The sequence below is a fragment of the Paenibacillus tarimensis genome (assembly GCF_021532315.1).
Lineage (GTDB): Bacteria > Bacillota > Bacilli > Paenibacillales > Paenibacillaceae > Paenibacillus_I > Paenibacillus_I tarimensis.
Genome location: NZ_JAKGAO010000007.1, coordinates 1 through 18674 on the forward strand (window position 1 = coordinate 1; position 18674 = coordinate 18674).

The window sequence follows — 18674 nt, forward strand, 5'->3', positions numbered from 1 at the left end:
TTTTCAGGGTGTAACCAATATGTAAGAGCGTCTGTCCGATAACTCGGACAGACGCTCTTTTTGCATTGCCTATCCTTGCCTTGGGCAGAATAGAGTACGAACATGAACTCGCTTGCAGGAGGGAAGAGAGAGATGGATAAGCCGAAGTTCAAGATGGGCGCTCGGAAAATGGCTGATACGGAGCACCAGGTTACGGGTCATACGGGTGCTGCATGGGTCAATAAACCCGTTAAGGCAAATGGTGTTACTAAAGCCGAAGCATTTACCAATCGCAGCAAACCGGCAAAATAGCAATATTTCCTTGGAAGGGGAGGGGCGATGATTATCCATGCGAATGGAATTGCGCACTATGTAGAGGCAACGGGTGGCGGTCCAACCCTGCTGTTCATTCATCCTCCCCTCCTGCCTGGAGCAATATTCAATCCGCAAAGGGAAGGTTTGACGGACCGGTTTAGAGTCGTTATCCCAGATTTACGAGGACATGGCCGTTCTAGTCCATCCTCTTCTGAATGGAATTTTACACATGTCATTGATGACTTGAGACAGATTCTGGACCAGCTGAACGTGGATAAGGTCTGGCTGTGTGGATATTCTGCAGGAGGATCAGCAGCCTATGAGATGGCTTTTACCTTTCCTGACAAAGTCAAAGGTCTTATACAAATAGGAGCTGTTCCTGGCATTGACGCTAAGGATACAGCTCTCCAGAGATTGGTCCGCTCTGCGCTCAGTATGACCCGGCCGGGTTGTAAGGAGCTCCTGTCACTCCTGGGCACTATGGTGAATACGAAGCAAAAGCGGAATTTTTGGCCGCTTCTGCAGGCCTCACGCCAATCAAACGGTTTCGACGCTGCTTGTTATTATCGGGCTTACTACCATTATAACTGTCTTGATCGGCTGGAGCAGTTGCAGAAGCCTATCCTGCTCGTTTATGGGGAGAAAGACCGCCTGTTCGGCAAATATGCTGAGATTATGTCTGCACGGCTCCCAGATTGCAGCACAGCCTGGATTTCCAAAGCAAGGCATGAGCTTCCCTGCAACAGACCAGAAGAGCTGAATGAGCTGATTCGTCAGTTCCTCAGCCACCATGAATGAGGAGGAGAACGATGGAGACGGGGGTTGCTTTTGCCGGGGGAGGCATACCGGGAATAGCGGGAGTTGGTGTGCTGCTCGCGCTCGAAGAGGCAGGAATCAAGGTCACGCATGTAACAGGCACAAGCTCTGGTTCAATGGTTGCCGCCCTGTACGCTTATGGATACAGACCGGAGGAGTTGGTCCGGATCGTCCCGCGGTTAAACCGCAGGTATTTAGATTTTGATTGGCGGTCTATATTATTTAAGGCCTTGTTCTGGCGTCCACGTCTGGAAGGCTGGATGAAGGGGGATCGCTTGAGGGAGCTAATGGCTGAGTTAACGCATGATGCGCCTGTGTCGGCTCTCCGTCTTCCCTGCGGGATCGTGGCAACTGATCTTTATCAGGGAGAGACGATCGTTTTTTCTTCCCGCAAGGTAGAGGGATTCCCGGAAGAACAGGATGTGAGCATTGCGGATGCGGTTCGTTCGAGCTTCTCCATCCCGGTATTGTTCCGTCCGGTCTATTATGGCAGGCGGTTGCTGATTGATGGCGGAGTATCCGCGAATTGTCCGGTAAGCATCTGCAGAGCGCTCGGGGCACGGCACGTAATCGCAGTAGATCCGATATCTCCTATTGCCGATACTGATGTGGTGATTACATCTTTCAATGTTATTCATAAGGTTGTGCATATGAATTTGAAACTGCAGATGGCTCATGAACTCAAGCACGCAGATGCTGTAATCCTACCGCAGGTTGGGAAGGTAGGGGTGTTTGACTTTCATAAGGGAATAGACTGTATTGAAGCCGGCTATAAGGCAGCTGTGTCAAGAATTGATGAGCTTAAGCAGTTATTATCCCAAGAGCGGGAATCTGCCGACGTACTGGACAAGTCTGGTAAGGCTGACTCACATGCATACTCATCATCGATTATACCGGGGGACGCTGTCCAGCTGTCACACTGGGCAAGCCGACCAGACGGAGCAGCGGCAATCGCTGATCCAGACCACAGAGCCGGGCGCTAACAGCCTTGGACATCCCCGTCCAAGGCCTCTCTTATCCGCTGCTATTCTATAGCATCTCCGTATCAATAATTCTCCAATGGTATTTGAGAGCGCAGTCCAGCTTCTCAGCATCCTTCTTGCGGAACAGCTCCAGAATGGTTCGATGCTCCTTGTTCACTTCCTTCAGTACCATTGTCAATCGCTGACGATCCTCACTTAAGTAAGATTGACGGATAAAGCTGTTCTTCAGCGAATTTAATGTCTCAATCAGGATTTCATTCTGGCACTTGTAAATGTAAATTTCGTGGAAATGATACTGGTCCCGATGATATTCGGAGAAATTATGCTCTTCAATATCCTGATCCATCTTATGGACAAGCTCCTCCATCTTGGCGAGATCCGTTTCCTCCAGATGCTCCACCGCAAGGGTTGCAGCCAGCGCATCAAGCGAGCCAATAATACGTGAATAATCCAGCTTTTTCTTCGGGTCGAAAGCCTTAACGGTAAAACCCCGCCTTGGGAGATAATCCAGCAGGTTGTCCGAGGTGAGCTGAAACAGTGCCTCACGGGTTGGTGTACGGCTGATATCGAGTTTACGGCAGATTTCCGCCTCATTGATCTTCTGGTTGGGAAGAAGAGTCCCATCCTGAATTTTCTGAGCGATGTAGTCGTACACGTGGTCTTTAAGCGATTGGTATTTTGGCGCCTGCATACAGATTCCCCTTCTAAAAAGCAGTATGTGGTCAAGTAGGATGCAAACCATTGTATGTATATACAGAAAGTGCGGTAAAAGATGTGAGTTAGATGCTGTATCATATCAATTGGCTTGGGGTGGCAGATCATCTCACTTGGAACAGACTAATAAAAATACAATAATATTGCATAAAAAGTCCGATGAAGTTTGTTATTTATATATTAACATTGCTTGAGTCTACTGTTCAAGAGAGTAAATCCCTTGGAATGCTTATATTTAATCTTTTTTATAAATATACAAGCTCAGGCAAGAAAGTAGCTGGAGGTCTATTCTTTGCTCACCACGCATATGTGATAATATATAACATTCCTCTATATTGTATATTGTATACATCAATGATTCAAGTGAGTGTTCTTTTTATGCTTATTAAAAGATGGTCTAAATAGGTTTAAGTATTTGTTGTTGTACGGGTATTGGAGAGTTGGTTAGGATTATGAGGTGTGATTTAATGAGTCGGATTAAGAAAGTCCTCGCTATACTGGATCACTATATATTCGCAATTGCGTATGATTAAACGAAAACGAGCATAGAAATTAATATTTATTCATATATTTAATCGTTTAGTGTTAAATTTTTGTTGTTGCAAGCAGATCGTGGTGTTATAATTGTTAACATTCTCTAGGTATATTGTACATTGAATACAATATGCAGAATATTCCATTAACTAGACGGCCAGGTGGCATATACAGCTTGATATGCGCAAGTCTAGTGCATACGGATGAGTTGGGAGAGATGGCAGATGAAATAATCTATCGTTAGGGACTGCTAGTGTACTGCCAGCATTTACAAGGGAAGATAGACCATTCTGGTTTTGGGAGGAACAATATGCACAGTAAGACAAGCATCACACGTTATCTATCCATGCTTCTAGCCTTTATGCTAATGATCTCTGCTATAGCACCCGCGGCTTTCGCACAAGAAGAGGCAGGGCAGTCAAATGCCACGGCTTCTGAGGAGGAAGTCAGCACCGCTATTGAACACGCTGCCGGTCCTGTCCCGGTTACCTCAATTGCAGAAAGTGTATATGGCTACAGCGCATTCCAGCATGTCGTAAAAATATCTTACGAGATCGGAACACGCACAGCTGGTTCTGTACAAGAAGCGGAAACGCGCGATTACATAGCGGCTGAATTTGCCAAGTACGGTTATACCGTTGAACAGCAGGCGTTCAGCTATACGAGAAAAGGAAATACAATTAACTCTACTAACGTAATTGCTACCAAGCCTGGACTCTCAAGCAAGACGGTTATTGTCGGAGCTCATTATGACTCGGTAGCAGCAGCTAAGGGAGCAGACGACAATGCCTCGGGCGTAGGTGTCATGCTAGAAGCAGCTGAGCGGCTTGCTGCAGAGAATTCGGCATACACACTGAAGTTCATCGCTTTTGGAGCGGAGGAAGAAGGCCTCCAGGGCTCGAAAGCTTATGTAGCCGGCATGACGGATGAAGAGAAGGCGAACACGGTTGTCATGATCAACCTTGACAGTCTGGCTGCGGGCGATATCATGTACCTGTATGGAAGCGAAGGCCGGGAAGGCTTTGCCCGTGATCAAGGTCTGGCTATTGCCAAGCGGGAAGGTCTCAAGGTAACGACCAATCCTGGCGAGAATCCGGAGTTTCCGGCCGGTACCACTGGTGACTGGAGTGACCACGCGCCATTTAAGGCTGCGGGCATTCCTTACGCCTATATGGAGGCTACCAACTGGGCACTGGGTGATAAGGATGGTTACACCCAGACGGAGCAAGACGGGGGAATCTGGCATACTGAGAAGGACAATTTGAATTATCTCCTGGAATATTATCCGGGCCGTGTGGATGAACGCCTGTCCACCTTCACAGAGCTGCTGACCAAGCTGCTGATTGAGCTTTATGAACCGCAGGAGCTGCAGCTGAGCACCGATAAGGTCTCCATGACGGAGAAGAGAACGGTGGATGTGACCTTCACGCTTCCGGCTGGCGTCGGACTGGAGGATTTGAACTGGACATACGGCGGCCAGACGTTCTCGGAGTGGAAGAAATGGCTCCCTGCATCGGATTCCTCTCCTGCAGGCTACAAGGGCGATCCGTTCATTACACTTGAAGGGACACCTGTCGTAAACGGGAACACAGTTACGGCGAAGATTACCTTTGATCTTGTATATAACAATAAGACGGCACTCAACGGTTCCCCGTACCGCTCGCTTTATCCTGAACGTATGGGTACGAAGGAGCTTGCCGTAACCGGCCCGAACGGAACGGTTGTGGGTTCTGCATCTATCAAGATGGTGCCTTACGACAGCTATCATACTTATGATGAGATTAAACCGGCTATTGACGAGATCACGGCCGCGGCGAAGCAGGGCCGTTATATTGAAACCCGCGTGCTGGGCCAATCCGTTCAAGGCCGTGACATTTATTTTACTATTATGGCCAAAGACGAGGCCTCCGTTAAGCAGTATGTGGAACAGACACTGCCAGCAATGATGAATGACCCGGCGGGTCTGCAGGAGAAAATCCGCAGCGGCGAGCTCACCGACTACAAGGTGCCGATCTGGCTGAACAACATTCATCCGGATGAAGCGCCTGGCGTTGATGTAATTCTTAACTTCTTCCGCACAATGGCAACGGAGGACTATGTATCCTACAAGCCGTCCGGCACTGCTGCAGAAGTGACCTTACACATGGACGAGGTGCTTGACGATGCCATCTTCCTGTTCAACTACACGGAGAACCCGGATGGCCGTTATCTGAATACGCGTGCGAACGCCAACGGGTTTGACCTGAACCGGGATAACTCGTACCAGACCCAGCCGGAAACCCAGATTGTAGCAGCAGAAGTAGCCAAGTGGTCGCCGCTGTCCTTCTTGGATATGCACGGCTTTGTAAGCAGCTTCCTGATTGAGCCTTGTACACCGCCGCATGACCCGAACATGGAGTTTGACCTGCTCATTGACAGCATGGTTGAGCAGGCGACAGCTATGGGTGAGGCGGGCATCGCCAATACAACCTATGACAAGTATCATATTCCTTATTTGGAAGCACAGAAGCTGGCAGCGAATCCTTCCTATGAATCACCAGGTTATCCGACGGGATGGGATGACGCTTCACCGGCATACACGGCCGTATACGCGATGCACCATGGCGCGCTTGGCCATACGCTTGAAATTCCGGACCTGAACGAGGAATCAACCAAGGCGCTCTATTATACGAGCCTTGCAGCAACGAACTACGTGATTGAAAACAAGGAGAAGCTGTTCCTGAATCAGCTGGAGGTTTACAAGCGCGGAATCGAGGGCGTTGACAGCCCATCGGTAGATAAGCATTTAATCAACGCTAAGAATGAAGTGATTGGCAGACCGCGTGCTGAAGGCGAGAGCTTTTTCCCGGATTATTATGTGCTGCCGGTAAGTGATTCGCTTCAGAAGAACCAGCTCGAAGCTTACCGTATGGTGCAGTACCTTATCCGCAACGGCGTCAAGGTTGAACAATCCAACGCAGCTGTTACGGCAGCAGGTATTAGCTATCCAGCCGGTACGTATGTCGTCAATATGAAGCAGGCCAAACGCGGTTTTGCGAACCTTGTGCTTTATGATGGCATTAATGTATCGGATTTCTCTGAAATGTATGCAGATATCGTGCAGAGCTTCTCGTATATGAGAGGGTTTGACCGGTATGTCGTAAGAGAAGCGAATGTGTTTAGCGGCAAGACAAATGCCGTCACTTCGGTTACCATTCCTGCTACAGCACAGGTGGCAGCTGCAGGCAGCTATGTCATTAAGAATACGAACAACGATGCCATTAAAGCAGTGAACGAGCTTCTGGCAGCAGGCAAGCCGGTTTCCATGCTGTATGTGGCAGGAACGGGCTATGAGAAGGGTGACTTCGTTGTATCAGGTGCAGACTTGAATGCAATCAGCGCCAAGTATTACCTTGAGGTTACACCATTCACGGGCAATGTGAGCAGGACAGCTCAGAGTCTGCGTAAAGCGACAGTAGCAGCTAGCGGCGTTCCTGCCTATGTGCTCCGTGGCCTTGGTTTTACGGTAACGACGAGCACCAATGATGCCGATGTGCTTGTTAACCTTGGCAGCAAGTCGCTGGTATCCGGCGGCAAACCGTATATCGGCTATGGCTACAGCGCCATGAATGCGGTCAAATCATGGACAGTGCTCCCGAACTTTGACTTCGTATCAACCGGATTGGTTCAGACAGGAGCAACCTCTTATTACAACAATCCGTATGAGGGCTTATTCAAGACCAAGATGAGCCAGTCCAGTGTGATTACGGCTCCATATGAGGAGTCCGATCATATGTATACAGTATCTGGGTCTTACATCAAGACTGTGCCGGCTGGAGGTAAAACGATTGCTTCCGTAAGCGGAGACTCAGACTTCTTCGTGGCAGGCTGGTGGCCGGGGCATGAAGCTGCACAAGGTCAAGTCATGGCCTTTACGTACCGCCAGAATGGTGTGAATGTTACCATCTTCGGTAATGATCTGACGAACAGAGCGCATCCGCAGCATCAATTCCGCCTGCTTGCGAATGCGATCTATGCATCGCTGCTGAATGAGGATCTGCCAGGCAGCCCAAGTACTGGCGGCGGATATGTTCCGACAGTACCGGCACCTGGCACAACAGCACCAGGAACTGAGACACCTGCAGCGCCTGCGCCAGGCACACCGGCAGAACCGTCCAAGCCAGCGGTACCTGCTGCTCCTCAGTTTAAGGACCTGGGGCCTGTAGAAGCATGGGCAGCAGAAGCTATTGCTGAGCTTGCGGCGAGAGGAATCATCAGCGGTACAAGCGCAGGCAGCTTCTCGCCGCTGAAGGAAGTTACGAGGGCAGAGTTCCTGACGATGCTCGTTCGTACGCTTAATCTTGAGGTAGAAGGCAAGACGGCAGCATTCAGCGACGTAAAGAATACGGACTGGTATTCTTCCTATATCGCTGCTGCAGTCGAAGCGGGACTTGCGAGCGGCACCGGCAGCGGCAAATTCGATCCGAAGCGCGCCATTACGCGTGAAGAGATGGCCATCATGAGTGCGAATGCTTTGAAGAAGATGAAGGATGTCCAGATGCCGGATGTAGACGGCGCCTTGGCAAAGTTTAAGGACAAGGACAAGTTGGCTTCCTACTCCAAGGAGCCGGTTGCTCTTCTTACAGAAGCTGGTGTCATTAACGGCATGACGGCAACCACCTTCCAGCCGAAGGGCAAGGCTAACCGCGCCCAGGCAGCTGTGATTATCAAGAGAATGCTGGATCTGCAGAACCAGTAAGCAAGTTATAAGTAGCCGAATAAAGGAACTGCCTTGGCAGTTCAACATCTTCTACTGTGACTAACACCGTTCATACGGAAAAATGAACAAGACCCCGGCAGCGGACCGCTGCCGGGGTTGTTGTTCTCTACATGCGTACCAGAGCTTCATTTGAAACGGAATAGCCTTTCGAAGGCTGGACGAGCTCCAGGTAGAAGAGCTTGCCCCATTTGGTGGAATCGTGGCCGATCGTATGGACGTAGATGGTTTTAGTCGTTTCTCCGGGAGCAAATTCTACCCACTGCTCCAGGGCTGTAAAATCCACTCCAGGCTGGGCAACTAGATTATCATTAACTTGAGTGGTGTCATCCAAGCGTGTTCGGACAAGCGCCTTGGCAGTGCCCTCTGAACTGTTGCGGGAGATGGTAAACGCTGCTTGTTGGGTCCATTGATTAGCATTTATGACCTGCATATCGAACTTGAAGCAGGGCTTGTCGTTATCTACAATGGCCACGTAGCCTGTCTTGTGGGAACCAAACTTGGCATTGACCGGGTTTGATAGCTTAATCCGGAACACTTCATCCTTCTTCTCAACTTCCTTGTCATCAATAACGGTAAATAAATCTCTTCGCTGAATGACGGGGAAACGGTGCGGCTCATGGAAAATAAAAGGGTTATCGTAATAGGTATATTCTTTGCCATGTTCAAAAACGATCTTCTTAAACGTAATTTTTTCGCGGAGCGGCTTATAGTCACTTCCTTTTGTGGCGCAGCAGTCAATGAATGACAGGTCGGCTGTTACATCTTGACGCAAGTCACCGAGCAGCATAATGCCTTCTGGAATACTGCTTGTGAATACCATTAGCGGACGCTGGCTGGCTCCATCTTCAGATACCTTATACAGGGGTTTAGACTTAGAGCTGCCTGACGTAAACGAGAGGGTTGCCTGGTCGTCGTCAAATACATATAATAAGGCTTCTTGATAAGGCTCTTTTATGTAAGCGTTGTCACTAGTGGATTTTAAGGTAATGACATAATATTCTGTACATTCAGAGCGGGTGTCATCGGCTACCGGTATTGTAAAGCTGGCTGTCTTCGCATCATTGGTGAGAATTAACTCTCCGTACTGCGGAGGGACAGGGGGAATGGCGCATGCATTCTTAATGGCTCCCGTATACTGAACCTGCTTGACCTCATAGGTGACTATGGCTTGCTCGCCAATACCAGGGAGATCTCCGGTCATCCGAACGGGAATGCTCCGGTCTCCGTCCTGCTCATACTGTCCATAGTACCCCTTATCTTCCTCTTCCCAGTCGATCTTGGTCTTCCAGTAATCGAAGCCGGACAGTTCAATTGCTGGCTTGGTAATGGCTGGATTGGCACTGATACCGGCTGGCATAATCGTTGCGGTAAGCAATAGGGTGAGCAGGCTGGTCCATACGGTTCTTCTCTTCATCTGATACCCTCCATCGACAGTATGTTACAATATGTATCAATCTCATTATAAGGGAAGGTATGACGAGTATCAATCCCTATTTTTGGTTGAATCTTATGAAAAATGAGAATTTTATAAAACCTTATACTTATGTTCGGCGGCAGAACATATGCGTCACCATATCTTCAGCTTAATCGCCTTCTTGTATAGGGGATAGAACCATTTCACACCGCTTGGTGTGAGTGTATCTGCAAGCAGGTGGGACAGATAGCCCGCTGCCGCGACTCTTGTCAGTCCCGCAATCTGCAGCTCGGATTCCAGTTCGCGGCCGATGAGAATCCAGAGCAGCAGAGCCCACACCGTGTGGCTTAATCCTCTGTGCTTCAGCCAGGGAACCCAGATTACGAACAGGCCGAATCCAAGCAGCCACTGAATATTAAACTGAAGGCTCGTATACAGGAGGACAGCTCCTACCAGACTGACAAGTGTATTGCGGATAACACCCTCACGCATAACAAGACCGAGGAGAAACAGTGCCAGTGCGATTGCAGTGGTAGCCGGGGTATAGTAGTCATGTATAAAATAAAAATAAACGGCCGAGGCTGCCGACAGCAGGCCGGACCAGAAGGTTATCGTCCGCAGCATCTTCGACAGCTTGCCGATCTTGCGGCTTAGCAGGCTTGGACCATCCAGATCCGCGCTTAGGGCGGATATGACGGCAACGGCCATATAGACCGCCGCGTTGGCTGGGTTGAAGGGATAATAAGCGGCAGCAGCGCCTCCTATTGCTGTTCCGATTGCCAGGTGTGTAGTGCCTCTCATATTGCTCTTCCATCCTATCTCAATTATCTATATAGCAAACATATGTTCGATGTTTCTAGTATAACCTGCAAGAGGACCGCCTGCAACCATTTTAAGGGAAAGGGCGGAAAGGATAGGATGGGGTATCCCATTATTGAATCTGACTTGGTATACTAGAATCGAGACATACCAACAGACGGCATTACATAATGGAGGCAGGAATGGACACCGTTACACACACGTTATTCGGTCTTACGCTGTATGGAGCGGTTGATAAGACCCGAATGTCCCGTAAGGAAAAGGGCGCTTTGATGCTGGCTGCAGTCGGCGGCTCGCAGATACCCGATATTGATGTAATATCCGCCTGGTGGGATACACAGGGGCGATATCAGATGTGGCACAGAGGTATTACACATTCCGTATTTGTTGTGCCGGTATGGGCGGCACTCATTACGCTCGTAGTTCGGCTTCTGTTCAAGGTCAGGGGATGGTTCTGGTTCGGCTTGGCTGCGCTCGCTGTTCTGATTCATGACGGCAGCGACCTGTTCAATGCCTGGGGAACCGGATTTTTGGAGCCCTTCTCCGATGTCCGGGTAACCTTTGGCACAATTCCGATTGTGGATGTGCTGTTCTGGATCATTATGGGCGGCGCTTTCCTGTTTGCCAAGTTTAACAAGGCAAGATGGCGCCCGCACCATGTATTCCGTATTGCCTGGGGGCTTATGGCGCTGCATGTAGCGATTCAGACCTCTCAAGGCTACGCCATCCAGAACAGCTTGAAGGAGGAATACGAGCAGATTGCGCTCTCGGCGGATTTTGTGCCGGGCGTGTTCACGGTCATCGGCAAGCAGGATAACATCGTGGAAATCCGCAAGGGGACCTTGTGGTCGGGGATGGAAGAGGTGGCCGTGCTCACATCCAAAGAGGACGCCGATCTCGACAGGCTTTTTGCGGCTAACCCCAAAGCGAAGACCTTGTATGAGTGGTCGCCGTTTGTTGTTATCGTAGAGGAAGGGAACCGCCTAGGGTTGTATGACCCGCGCTTTTACCGGAATGGCCAATCCTTCTTGTTCGAGTACATGGACAGGGTGGAGACCGGTCAATAGCACAGACAATTAGAGAGCCCTTATCCGGCTCCCGGTTTGGTCTGGGGGGATAAGGGCTCTCTCTATTATTACCGGTAATCATTACCAGCCTAGATCGGCAGCAGGGACACCGACTGCTTCTTCTCCAGCTCCGCTACCATATCCAGCCATGCTTGCGGCTTGTTAGGCAGGACGGTATAGTATCGCCTCAGGAAAGAGACGACAAGCTCCGCAGGAACAGATTCCATCTGCTCATCCATTGGCAGGAAGCCGAGATCGAGCCCTTCAACAGCTTCACCGTCGTTGTTCCAGGATGGGTGAACATACGGGAAGTCCAGGCGCTTGTAGCCGATATGGGACAATACCTCTCGCCGGACATACGGGTCCATTGGCTTAACGCCGCCGAATTCATAGTGCTCGACGCGGTAAGGGTCGTAGATTTCGGCAAACATGCCCGTCAGCTCTTTGCCGTTAGCGGCAGCCAGCGCCTGCAGGTCAGCTTCCCGTTTTTTCCACAGAAAACGCCCGATGCCAAGGCCCGGCTGTCCAATGATTGTGAAATCGGTCATCGCAACGTTAAAGTCTTCATAGTAGCGGTACTCCGTTGCACCGACGACCTGCCCCTCCAGCACGGCGACAAACACCCGAATGCCAGGATCTTCAAGCGGCTCCTTCCACAGGTCATATTCCAGCACCTCTTCAGGCGGAAAAACATGCTGCATCAGTTCATGCATGCTGCGGAAGAGCGGGTCTTCTATACTTGTTATACGGTGATAATCCATCTTAGCCATTCAAAGGCCTCCTTCAAGTTAGAGCCAGCTGGGCTGGCTCATTATGATACGGTGCGGAAAGGATTCCGCCATTCCATTAAGGTGCCGTAATTCCGGGACTGCTCGTCCTCAAGATAGCCGGGTATAACCCTGACAGGCATACGCCCGCAGCGGAGCAGGAACGACAGAACCGGGTCCTTCAGCGTGCCGTTAAGCACGGCTTCCACATACTGCTCGGCTGTCATCTCCTCTGCCTTGTTTCCGTAGCCCGGCATTCGCCCCCCGCCCAGCAGCCGCTCAAGGCCGAGGTGTACGACAACGTCGTACATGGCGAACATCAGCCATTTGCCGAGGCCGAGCTTGCGGTAGGCGGGGCGGACCGCTATATCAACCACATACAGGGTGTTGCCCTGCGGATTATGATTACGGATATAACCGTTATCGGTCACATCCTCCCACGTGTGGTCAGGGTCGCCCGGATGATACTCGGTAAGCAGGGACGTCATAGAGCCGGCGATCCGGCCGTCGATCTCCACACACAGCGCCCCCTCCGGGAACAGGCGCACATGGTTGCTGAGCTGCTCTCTGTTCCACCACAGCTCGGAAGGGAAGGGGGGAGGGAAGCATTCCTGCTGAACCTCAACCAGGCCGTCAAAATCTTCCTCCCGGTAGTTGCGGATTACTGCCGGGACAGGCCGGTCTCCGTCGTAAACGAAAAGCTCTTTCCGGTACACAGGCAGCCTCCTTACGTTTCAGGAATTTTTATTTCCAATCGGTATACAGATCTGTCCGGCGGTCGCGCCAGGTTGTAACCGAGCCGCGTTCACGCACTTCGTACAGCAGCTCCAGGTCCAGATCGGCCGTAACAATCATGTCGTCGTTGATTTCGCCCTCTACCAAGATGCCGCGCGGCGGGAACGGGATATCATTAGGTGTTATGACAGCTGCCTGCCCAAAATTAGCCCGCATGAAATCGACTGTCGGCAGGGAGCCTACTGTGCCTGTCCCAACTACATAGACCTGATTTTCGACGGCACGGGCATGGCTGGTGTAGCGGACACGGTAGAAGCCGTGGCGGTCATCGGTACAGGATGGGCAGAAGATAACGTCCGCCCCTTTGGCTTTGGCCATCCGGACTATCTCTGGGAATTCAATGTCATAACAGGTGAGCATGGCGATGGTTCCTTTGTCCGTTTCAAATACTTCAAGCCCGTCGCCCTGCTTCATATTCCATTCGTTTACTTCTGTTGGCGTAATATGCAGCTTCGGCTGCTCGCCGATCCGGCCGTCCGGGTAGAAGAGGTGAGCGGTATTGTACAGCTTGCCTTCCTTGCGCGTAACATGGGTGCCGGCGATGATATGGGTTCCTGACTCACGGGCAAGACGGGTGAATAGCTCGCGGTACGCATCTGTGAAATCAGGCAGGTCGTTGATCGTCAGGGCGTTGCCCTTGCCGTCTCCAATGGACAGCAGCTGGGTCGTAAAGAACTCGGGAAACAGGATAAACTCCGCGCCGAATTCCTCGGCGGTCTTCATATAATGCTCGGATTGAGCGGCAAACTCGTCAAAGGACGAGATGGTATGCAGATGATATTGTACGGCAGAAACTCTGATCTTGGTCATATGCCCTCCTTGTCGGTCACCTCCACGGGAGGAAGGTGTGCTGCTTATATTATGAAAGGAACGCCGGGCTGATGCAAGCATTAGGATCCGGCTAAGTGTTCAACTATAATTTCTCCCCGGAATGCGCTTTGGCGTAGGGGCTTTTTTCCATCCCTAACTATGGCTGGTGGAAGGAGGTGGCAGCTGTTGTTAAAACTGCAGAAATGTTTGGTTTGTACCATGTTTTATTTATATAGCGCTTACGATAATTAATGTAGCAACACAGCATGTACATAGACTAAGGGGAGGATTGTCAAGATGAGAAGCGGGAAGGGGAGACTAAGTCTTCTGCTTGCAGCAGCATTAATAATGGCCCAGCTAGCCGTTTATCCGGTACATAAGGCAGAAGCAGCGGCTGTTAATCTGGCATTGGGGAAAACGGTTACAGTGAGCTCGGAAAATACAGCTAATGGTGATTATGCGCCAAAGGCTGTAGACGGCACTACTGATACGCAATGGACAGCCTCGGGTTCAATCAGCGGTTCCTCTGAATGGCTGATGGTCGATTTGGGCTCCGCGCACAATATTTCAGGCGCAGAAATTGCATGGAAGGATCAGCCGGGTGAATGGGGCTTTGGCTCAGTTAAATATCTGGTTGAAGTATCCTCTGACGGTAACGACTGGCGTGTTGCATCTGACAAGAGTGCTAACACGGGATTGGAGCAAACAGCTGTTGAACTGTTCTCTGAGAGCAATGTTCGCTATGTTCGTATAAACATTCAATCATATATAGGCCCTAACTATTGGCCTGGTATTAGAGAGCTGAGAGTATGGGAAGAGGTCGTTGTGAGATCTCCAGCTGACATTAGCTCCTATGCTCCAGTCACAGTTACGACATCTGCAGGTGTTGCGCCCGTTTTGCCGGCGGAGGTGACGGCAAATTATCAGGACAATACAACCGGCACTGTAGCGGTGACTTGGAATGCTGTACAGCCATCTCAGTATGCGGCTGTGGGCACCTTCACGGTTCAGGGAACAGTTGAAGGTGCTGCTGTTCAGCCTGAAGCAGCTGTAAATGTCAGCGCCTTCCGTGAAGACTTCATCCGGGGCGTAGATATTTCTACACTGACAGCTATTGAAGACAATGGCGGCAAGTATTACGACAGTAACGGTGTAGAGCGCGACCTTCTGGATATTCTGAAGGACCGCGGTGTTAACTATGTGCGCCTCCGGGTATGGAATGACCCGAAGATGACAAATTTCCACGGTGACACCTACTATAACAATAAGGAAGATGTTGTCCGTCTTGGCCAGCGGGTTAAGGCAAAGGGCTTGAAGCTCCTGGTGGATTTCCACTATTCCGATGATTGGGCTCATCCCGGACAGCAGCTGAAACCTGTTGCGTGGAAGAATTACACACATGAACAGCTGAAGGCGGCTGTCAAATCGTATACGACAGAAGTACTAACGGATCTGAAAAATGCCGGTGCGATGCCCGACATGGTTCAGATCGGTAATGAAATTAACAGCGGTCCGCTGAATGATAAGAACAGCACGCCTGATTTTAATAAGACAGCCGATTACATCACCAGCGGTGTTGAAGGTGTCCGTGCGGTTGAGGGCGGCGAGAATGTCAAGATTATGGTTCACCTGGCCGAAGGCGGCAAATACGGCACATTTAACTGGTTCTTTAGCGAGTTGAAGAGCCGAAATGTTGAATATGACATTATTGGACTTTCGTATTACCCGTTCTGGCACGGCACATTTGCTGATGTCCAGAATACAATGGACCGGATATCGGTCGAATTTGGCAAGGAAGTAGTAATCGCAGAAACTTCTTATCCGTTCAGCTACAAGAACGGCGACGCTCATGCCAATGTAATTGGTAATCCGTCACAGCTGGTCGGAGGCGCAACATTCCCGGCGACTGTTCAGGGCCAGTTTGATGCTACTAAAGCGGTAATGGACGTTTTGGCTAAGGTGCCGGACGGCAAAGGACTTGGTTTCTTCTATTGGGAGCCGGCCTGGATTGCCGCCAATGTTGGCTGGATCGATTCCGAAGGCGATGCCTGGGAGAACCAGGCGATGTTCGATTTCGATGAATTCCCTGCAAACGGAGGCTATTCCTACAAAGGTTACGCTCTCCCCTCACTGGATGTATACAAGGTTGGACTGGCACAAGCTCCGGCTAGCCGTGCGGAGCTGGAGAAGTGGCTGAAGAAGGCAAAGCTGTATACACAGACTGATGTTGAAGGTCAAAGCTGGCAGACGCTGCAGGACAGCATTGCTGCAGCCGAGCAGGCTTACAGCAGCGTATATACCCAGCAGGGTGTAACACAAGCGGCCATTGACGGGGCAGTCAGCAGCTTGATTAGCACGATTGCAGGACTGCAGGTTACAGGTGTGAATAAACAAGGACTGCAAGCGGTTGTAGACGAAGCACAAAGCAAAGAGCAAGCGGACTGGTCAGCCTTTACTTGGGGGAACCTGCAGACTGCGCTTAATGCCGCAGTTGCAGCGCTGAACGATGCACAAGCCTCTCAAGCGGAGGTAGACAAGGCTGCAGCAGACCTGAGAACAGCAGTTGATTCCTTATCTGATATCGATAAGACCGCTCTTGCGAATAAAATCGCAAGTGTCCGGGTTATGGACAGTTCGTCTTATACAATGAGCAGCTGGGCAGCAGTACAGGCTGCGTTAACTGCCGCTGTTGCGGTTAACGACCGGCAGGATGTTGTGCAAGAAGAGGTTGAAAAAGCACTAGCTGATTTGGAGATAGCTCTGGGTAAGCTTGTACCTCTCCAGGAGCTTGCAGCGGGGAAGCCGGCAACAGCTTCTACCAGCGCAGGTACAGGCGGCGGACAGAATAACTCGCCGGCAGGTGCACACGATGGGAATTCGAATACATCATGGGGAACGGACCAAGGTGCAGGCAGCTGGTGGAGAGTCGACCTGGGCACACAGGCATTTATTCGAAAGATAGAGATGAAAATGTGGGCGGGCGACATCAAGTTTAAGATTGAGGTTTCTAATGACGACAAGAACTATGTGGAGATCGCCAATACGACAAGCGATGTCATTGTCTCTATTGATCCTAAAATTGTATTAGCTAATCCTGTAACGGCCCGTTACATCAAGGTAACAGTCACAAGTGCCTCCACCAACTGGGTGGGGATGATGGACTTCTGGGCATACGGCGCATTCGCTATCGACAAAACAGCACTTGCCAGCAAAATTGCCGAAGTGGAAGGCAAGGGCTTGAAGGCGGAAGATTATACACCATCCAGCTGGCGTGCGCTTCAGGAAGTGCTCGCAGGGGCGCAAGCATTAATGACGGACGGTGAAGTGTTCGCAGCTGATATTGATGCCGCAGTTGCGGCACTGGATGCGGCAGTGAATGGGCTGCAGCCGTTTGTACCTGATACAGATCCAGGCACAGGATTGCCGGATACCGGACAACCAGAAACACCAGAAACACCAGAAACACCAGAAACACCAGAAATACCGAATCCGGTAACACCAAATCCAGAAACACCGGGAACACCAGAAACACCGAACCCGGGAACGCCGAATCCGGAAACACCAGACCCGGAAACACCAAATCCAGAAACACCGAACCCGGGAACGCCAAATCCTGAAACACCGCAACCAGAAACACCGAACCCGGGTTCTACACCGACACAAGGATACGTACCGCCGGCGACTCCGACGGTTCCGGCTAATCCTTCTCAAGGCGGATCGGCTTCGACCGTAACGCTTACCGGTGCAATAGCTGACGGTAAATACACTGCCACAGCTGATCTTGCAGCTCTCCGCACGGCAGCGGCTGCAGCAGTTGATAAGCAGGTAACGATTCAAGTGCCTTCCACTGGTGATGCGAAGGAAGTAGCCGTTAATCTTCCGGCAGCATGGCTGGAAGAGCTAAAGACAAGCAAAGTGAAGGATGTTGTAGTTGCGACTTCGGGAGCGAGCGTTCGTGTGTCGGCTGACCTGATTAGCGGCCAGAACGTTGCAAGCAATTCTCAATTGCAAATCGTGATCGCAGGCGTGAATGACGATTCACTTCCGGCAGCTGTGCAGGCGCGGCTTGACGGTCAAGCTGCATATGACTTCCACATGCAGCTTGACGGGCAGAAGGTGGAATGGAAGGGCAATAAGGTTGAGGTAACGATGCCTTATACTCTTAAGCCGGGCCAAAAGACAAATGGAATTGTCGTGTATCATGTGACCGGCGATGGGCAGCTTGAAGCTGTTAATCACGTACGCTATAATGCAGCCGCGGGAACGATTTCGTTCAAAGCGAAGCATTTCAGCATTTATACGGCGGTCCATGTTAACGCAAGCTTTACGGATATCGGCGGCTATCCATGGGCTGTTGATCCGATTGAAGGACTGGCGGCCAAGGGTATTGTCAAGGGGATGAGCGAGAGCGAGTTTGCTCCGCAGGGTTCAGTAACCCGCGCACAGTTCATCCAGATGCTCATGCATGCTTTGGGCCTTATCCAGAAGGATGCGGCAAGCAGCTTCACAGATGTTGAGGCAGGCGGCTGGTATTATGAGGCAGTTGCCAGTGCCCAGGCTCTTGGCATAATTCAAGGCAAGCCGGATGGAAGCTTTGGTATCAATGAGCAGATTACACGCCAGGACATGGCGGTCATGCTGCACAAGGCTATCCTGTTAACGGGTCTGCCGCTTGAAGGAAGTGAAGCTGCGGCTGCTTCATTCAAGGATGCCGGACAGATTTCCACATACGCTGCGGATGCAGTAAGCGCAATTCAGCGTGCAGGCATCATCAGTGGCATAGGCAGCGGAATGTTTGCGCCGAAGGCGGCAGCTAACCGTGCGCAGGCGGCGGTTATTATCGCTAATGCACTGGATGCGCTGTACATTCAGCAGTAAGACAGTAAAAGAACAAACCCGCAG

At 50.8% G+C, this 18674-nt stretch carries 12 protein-coding genes; 6 read left to right on the forward strand and 6 right to left on the reverse strand.

All coding sequences use genetic code 11. The features are described 5' to 3' along the window. The first annotated feature begins 132 nt into the window (after positions 1-132). The 3 genes from L1N82_RS06665 to L1N82_RS06675 are packed head-to-tail and all read left to right on the forward strand — an operon-like array spanning position 133 to position 2093. On the forward strand, positions 133-291 hold the full coding sequence (locus tag L1N82_RS06665) for a hypothetical protein (RefSeq protein ID WP_235286609.1): 159 nt from the start codon (positions 133-135) through the stop codon (positions 289-291). A 27-nt stretch (positions 292-318) separates the two neighbouring features. Beyond that, positions 319-1092, forward strand: a complete 774-nt coding sequence (locus L1N82_RS06670; RefSeq protein WP_235286610.1) for an alpha/beta fold hydrolase — start codon at positions 319-321, stop codon at positions 1090-1092. Between the two features lie 11 nt (positions 1093-1103). After that, positions 1104-2093 carry a patatin-like phospholipase family protein gene (locus L1N82_RS06675; protein WP_235286611.1) on the forward strand — a complete coding sequence of 330 codons (990 nt, stop codon included), beginning with the start codon at positions 1104-1106 and terminating at the stop codon, positions 2091-2093. Positions 2094-2139: 46 nt separating this feature from the next. On the opposite strand, the gene L1N82_RS06680 is transcribed toward L1N82_RS06675, so the two are convergent. Then, entirely contained in the window at positions 2140-2784 is a 645-nt protein-coding gene (locus L1N82_RS06680) for a GntR family transcriptional regulator (protein WP_235286612.1), read from the reverse strand. A gap of 867 nt (positions 2785-3651) precedes the next feature. On the opposite strand from L1N82_RS06680, the gene L1N82_RS06685 reads away from it, so the two are divergent. Further along, on the forward strand, positions 3652-8079 hold the full coding sequence (locus L1N82_RS06685; protein ID WP_235286613.1) for a M20/M25/M40 family metallo-hydrolase: 4428 nt from the start codon (positions 3652-3654) through the stop codon (positions 8077-8079). A gap of 127 nt (positions 8080-8206) precedes the next feature. On the opposite strand, the gene L1N82_RS06690 is transcribed toward L1N82_RS06685, so the two are convergent. Together L1N82_RS06690 and L1N82_RS06695 are read right to left on the reverse strand one after the other, a co-directional pair. Beyond that, positions 8207-9514 (reverse strand): Calx-beta domain-containing protein, encoded by a 1308-nt coding sequence (locus tag L1N82_RS06690; RefSeq protein WP_235286614.1) that lies wholly within the window; start codon positions 9512-9514, stop codon positions 8207-8209. Positions 9515-9667: 153 nt separating this feature from the next. Then, positions 9668-10315 carry a metal-dependent hydrolase gene (locus L1N82_RS06695; protein ID WP_235286615.1) on the reverse strand — a complete coding sequence of 216 codons (648 nt, stop codon included), beginning with the start codon at positions 10313-10315 and terminating at the stop codon, positions 9668-9670. A gap of 200 nt (positions 10316-10515) precedes the next feature. Between L1N82_RS06695 and L1N82_RS06700 the strand changes: the two genes are divergently transcribed. Beyond that, a complete protein-coding gene (locus tag L1N82_RS06700) occupies positions 10516-11400 on the forward strand; it encodes a metal-dependent hydrolase (protein ID WP_235286616.1) in 885 nt (294 codons plus the stop codon). Between the two features lie 89 nt (positions 11401-11489). Here the strand turns inward: L1N82_RS06700 and L1N82_RS06705 are convergent, their stop codons facing one another. Genes L1N82_RS06705 through L1N82_RS06715 form a run of 3 tightly spaced genes read right to left on the reverse strand, consistent with a single transcriptional unit; the run spans position 11490 to position 13772 of the window. After that, positions 11490-12161, reverse strand: coding sequence for a GNAT family N-acetyltransferase (locus tag L1N82_RS06705; RefSeq protein ID WP_235286951.1), 672 nt, complete (start codon positions 12159-12161; stop codon positions 11490-11492). A gap of 50 nt (positions 12162-12211) precedes the next feature. After that, positions 12212-12883: a GNAT family N-acetyltransferase gene (locus L1N82_RS06710; RefSeq protein WP_235286617.1), complete on the reverse strand. Its 672-nt coding sequence runs from the start codon at positions 12881-12883 to the stop codon at positions 12212-12214. Between the two features lie 28 nt (positions 12884-12911). Next, the gene (locus L1N82_RS06715) at positions 12912-13772 is read right to left on the reverse strand and encodes a carbon-nitrogen hydrolase family protein (protein ID WP_235286618.1); all 861 of its coding nucleotides are present in this window, start codon (positions 13770-13772) and stop codon (positions 12912-12914) included. Between the two features lie 297 nt (positions 13773-14069). Between L1N82_RS06715 and L1N82_RS06720 the strand changes: the two genes are divergently transcribed. Continuing rightward, positions 14070-18650, forward strand: coding sequence for a glycosyl hydrolase 53 family protein (locus tag L1N82_RS06720; protein WP_235286619.1), 4581 nt, complete (start codon positions 14070-14072; stop codon positions 18648-18650). The last annotated feature ends 24 nt before the right edge of the window (positions 18651-18674 follow it).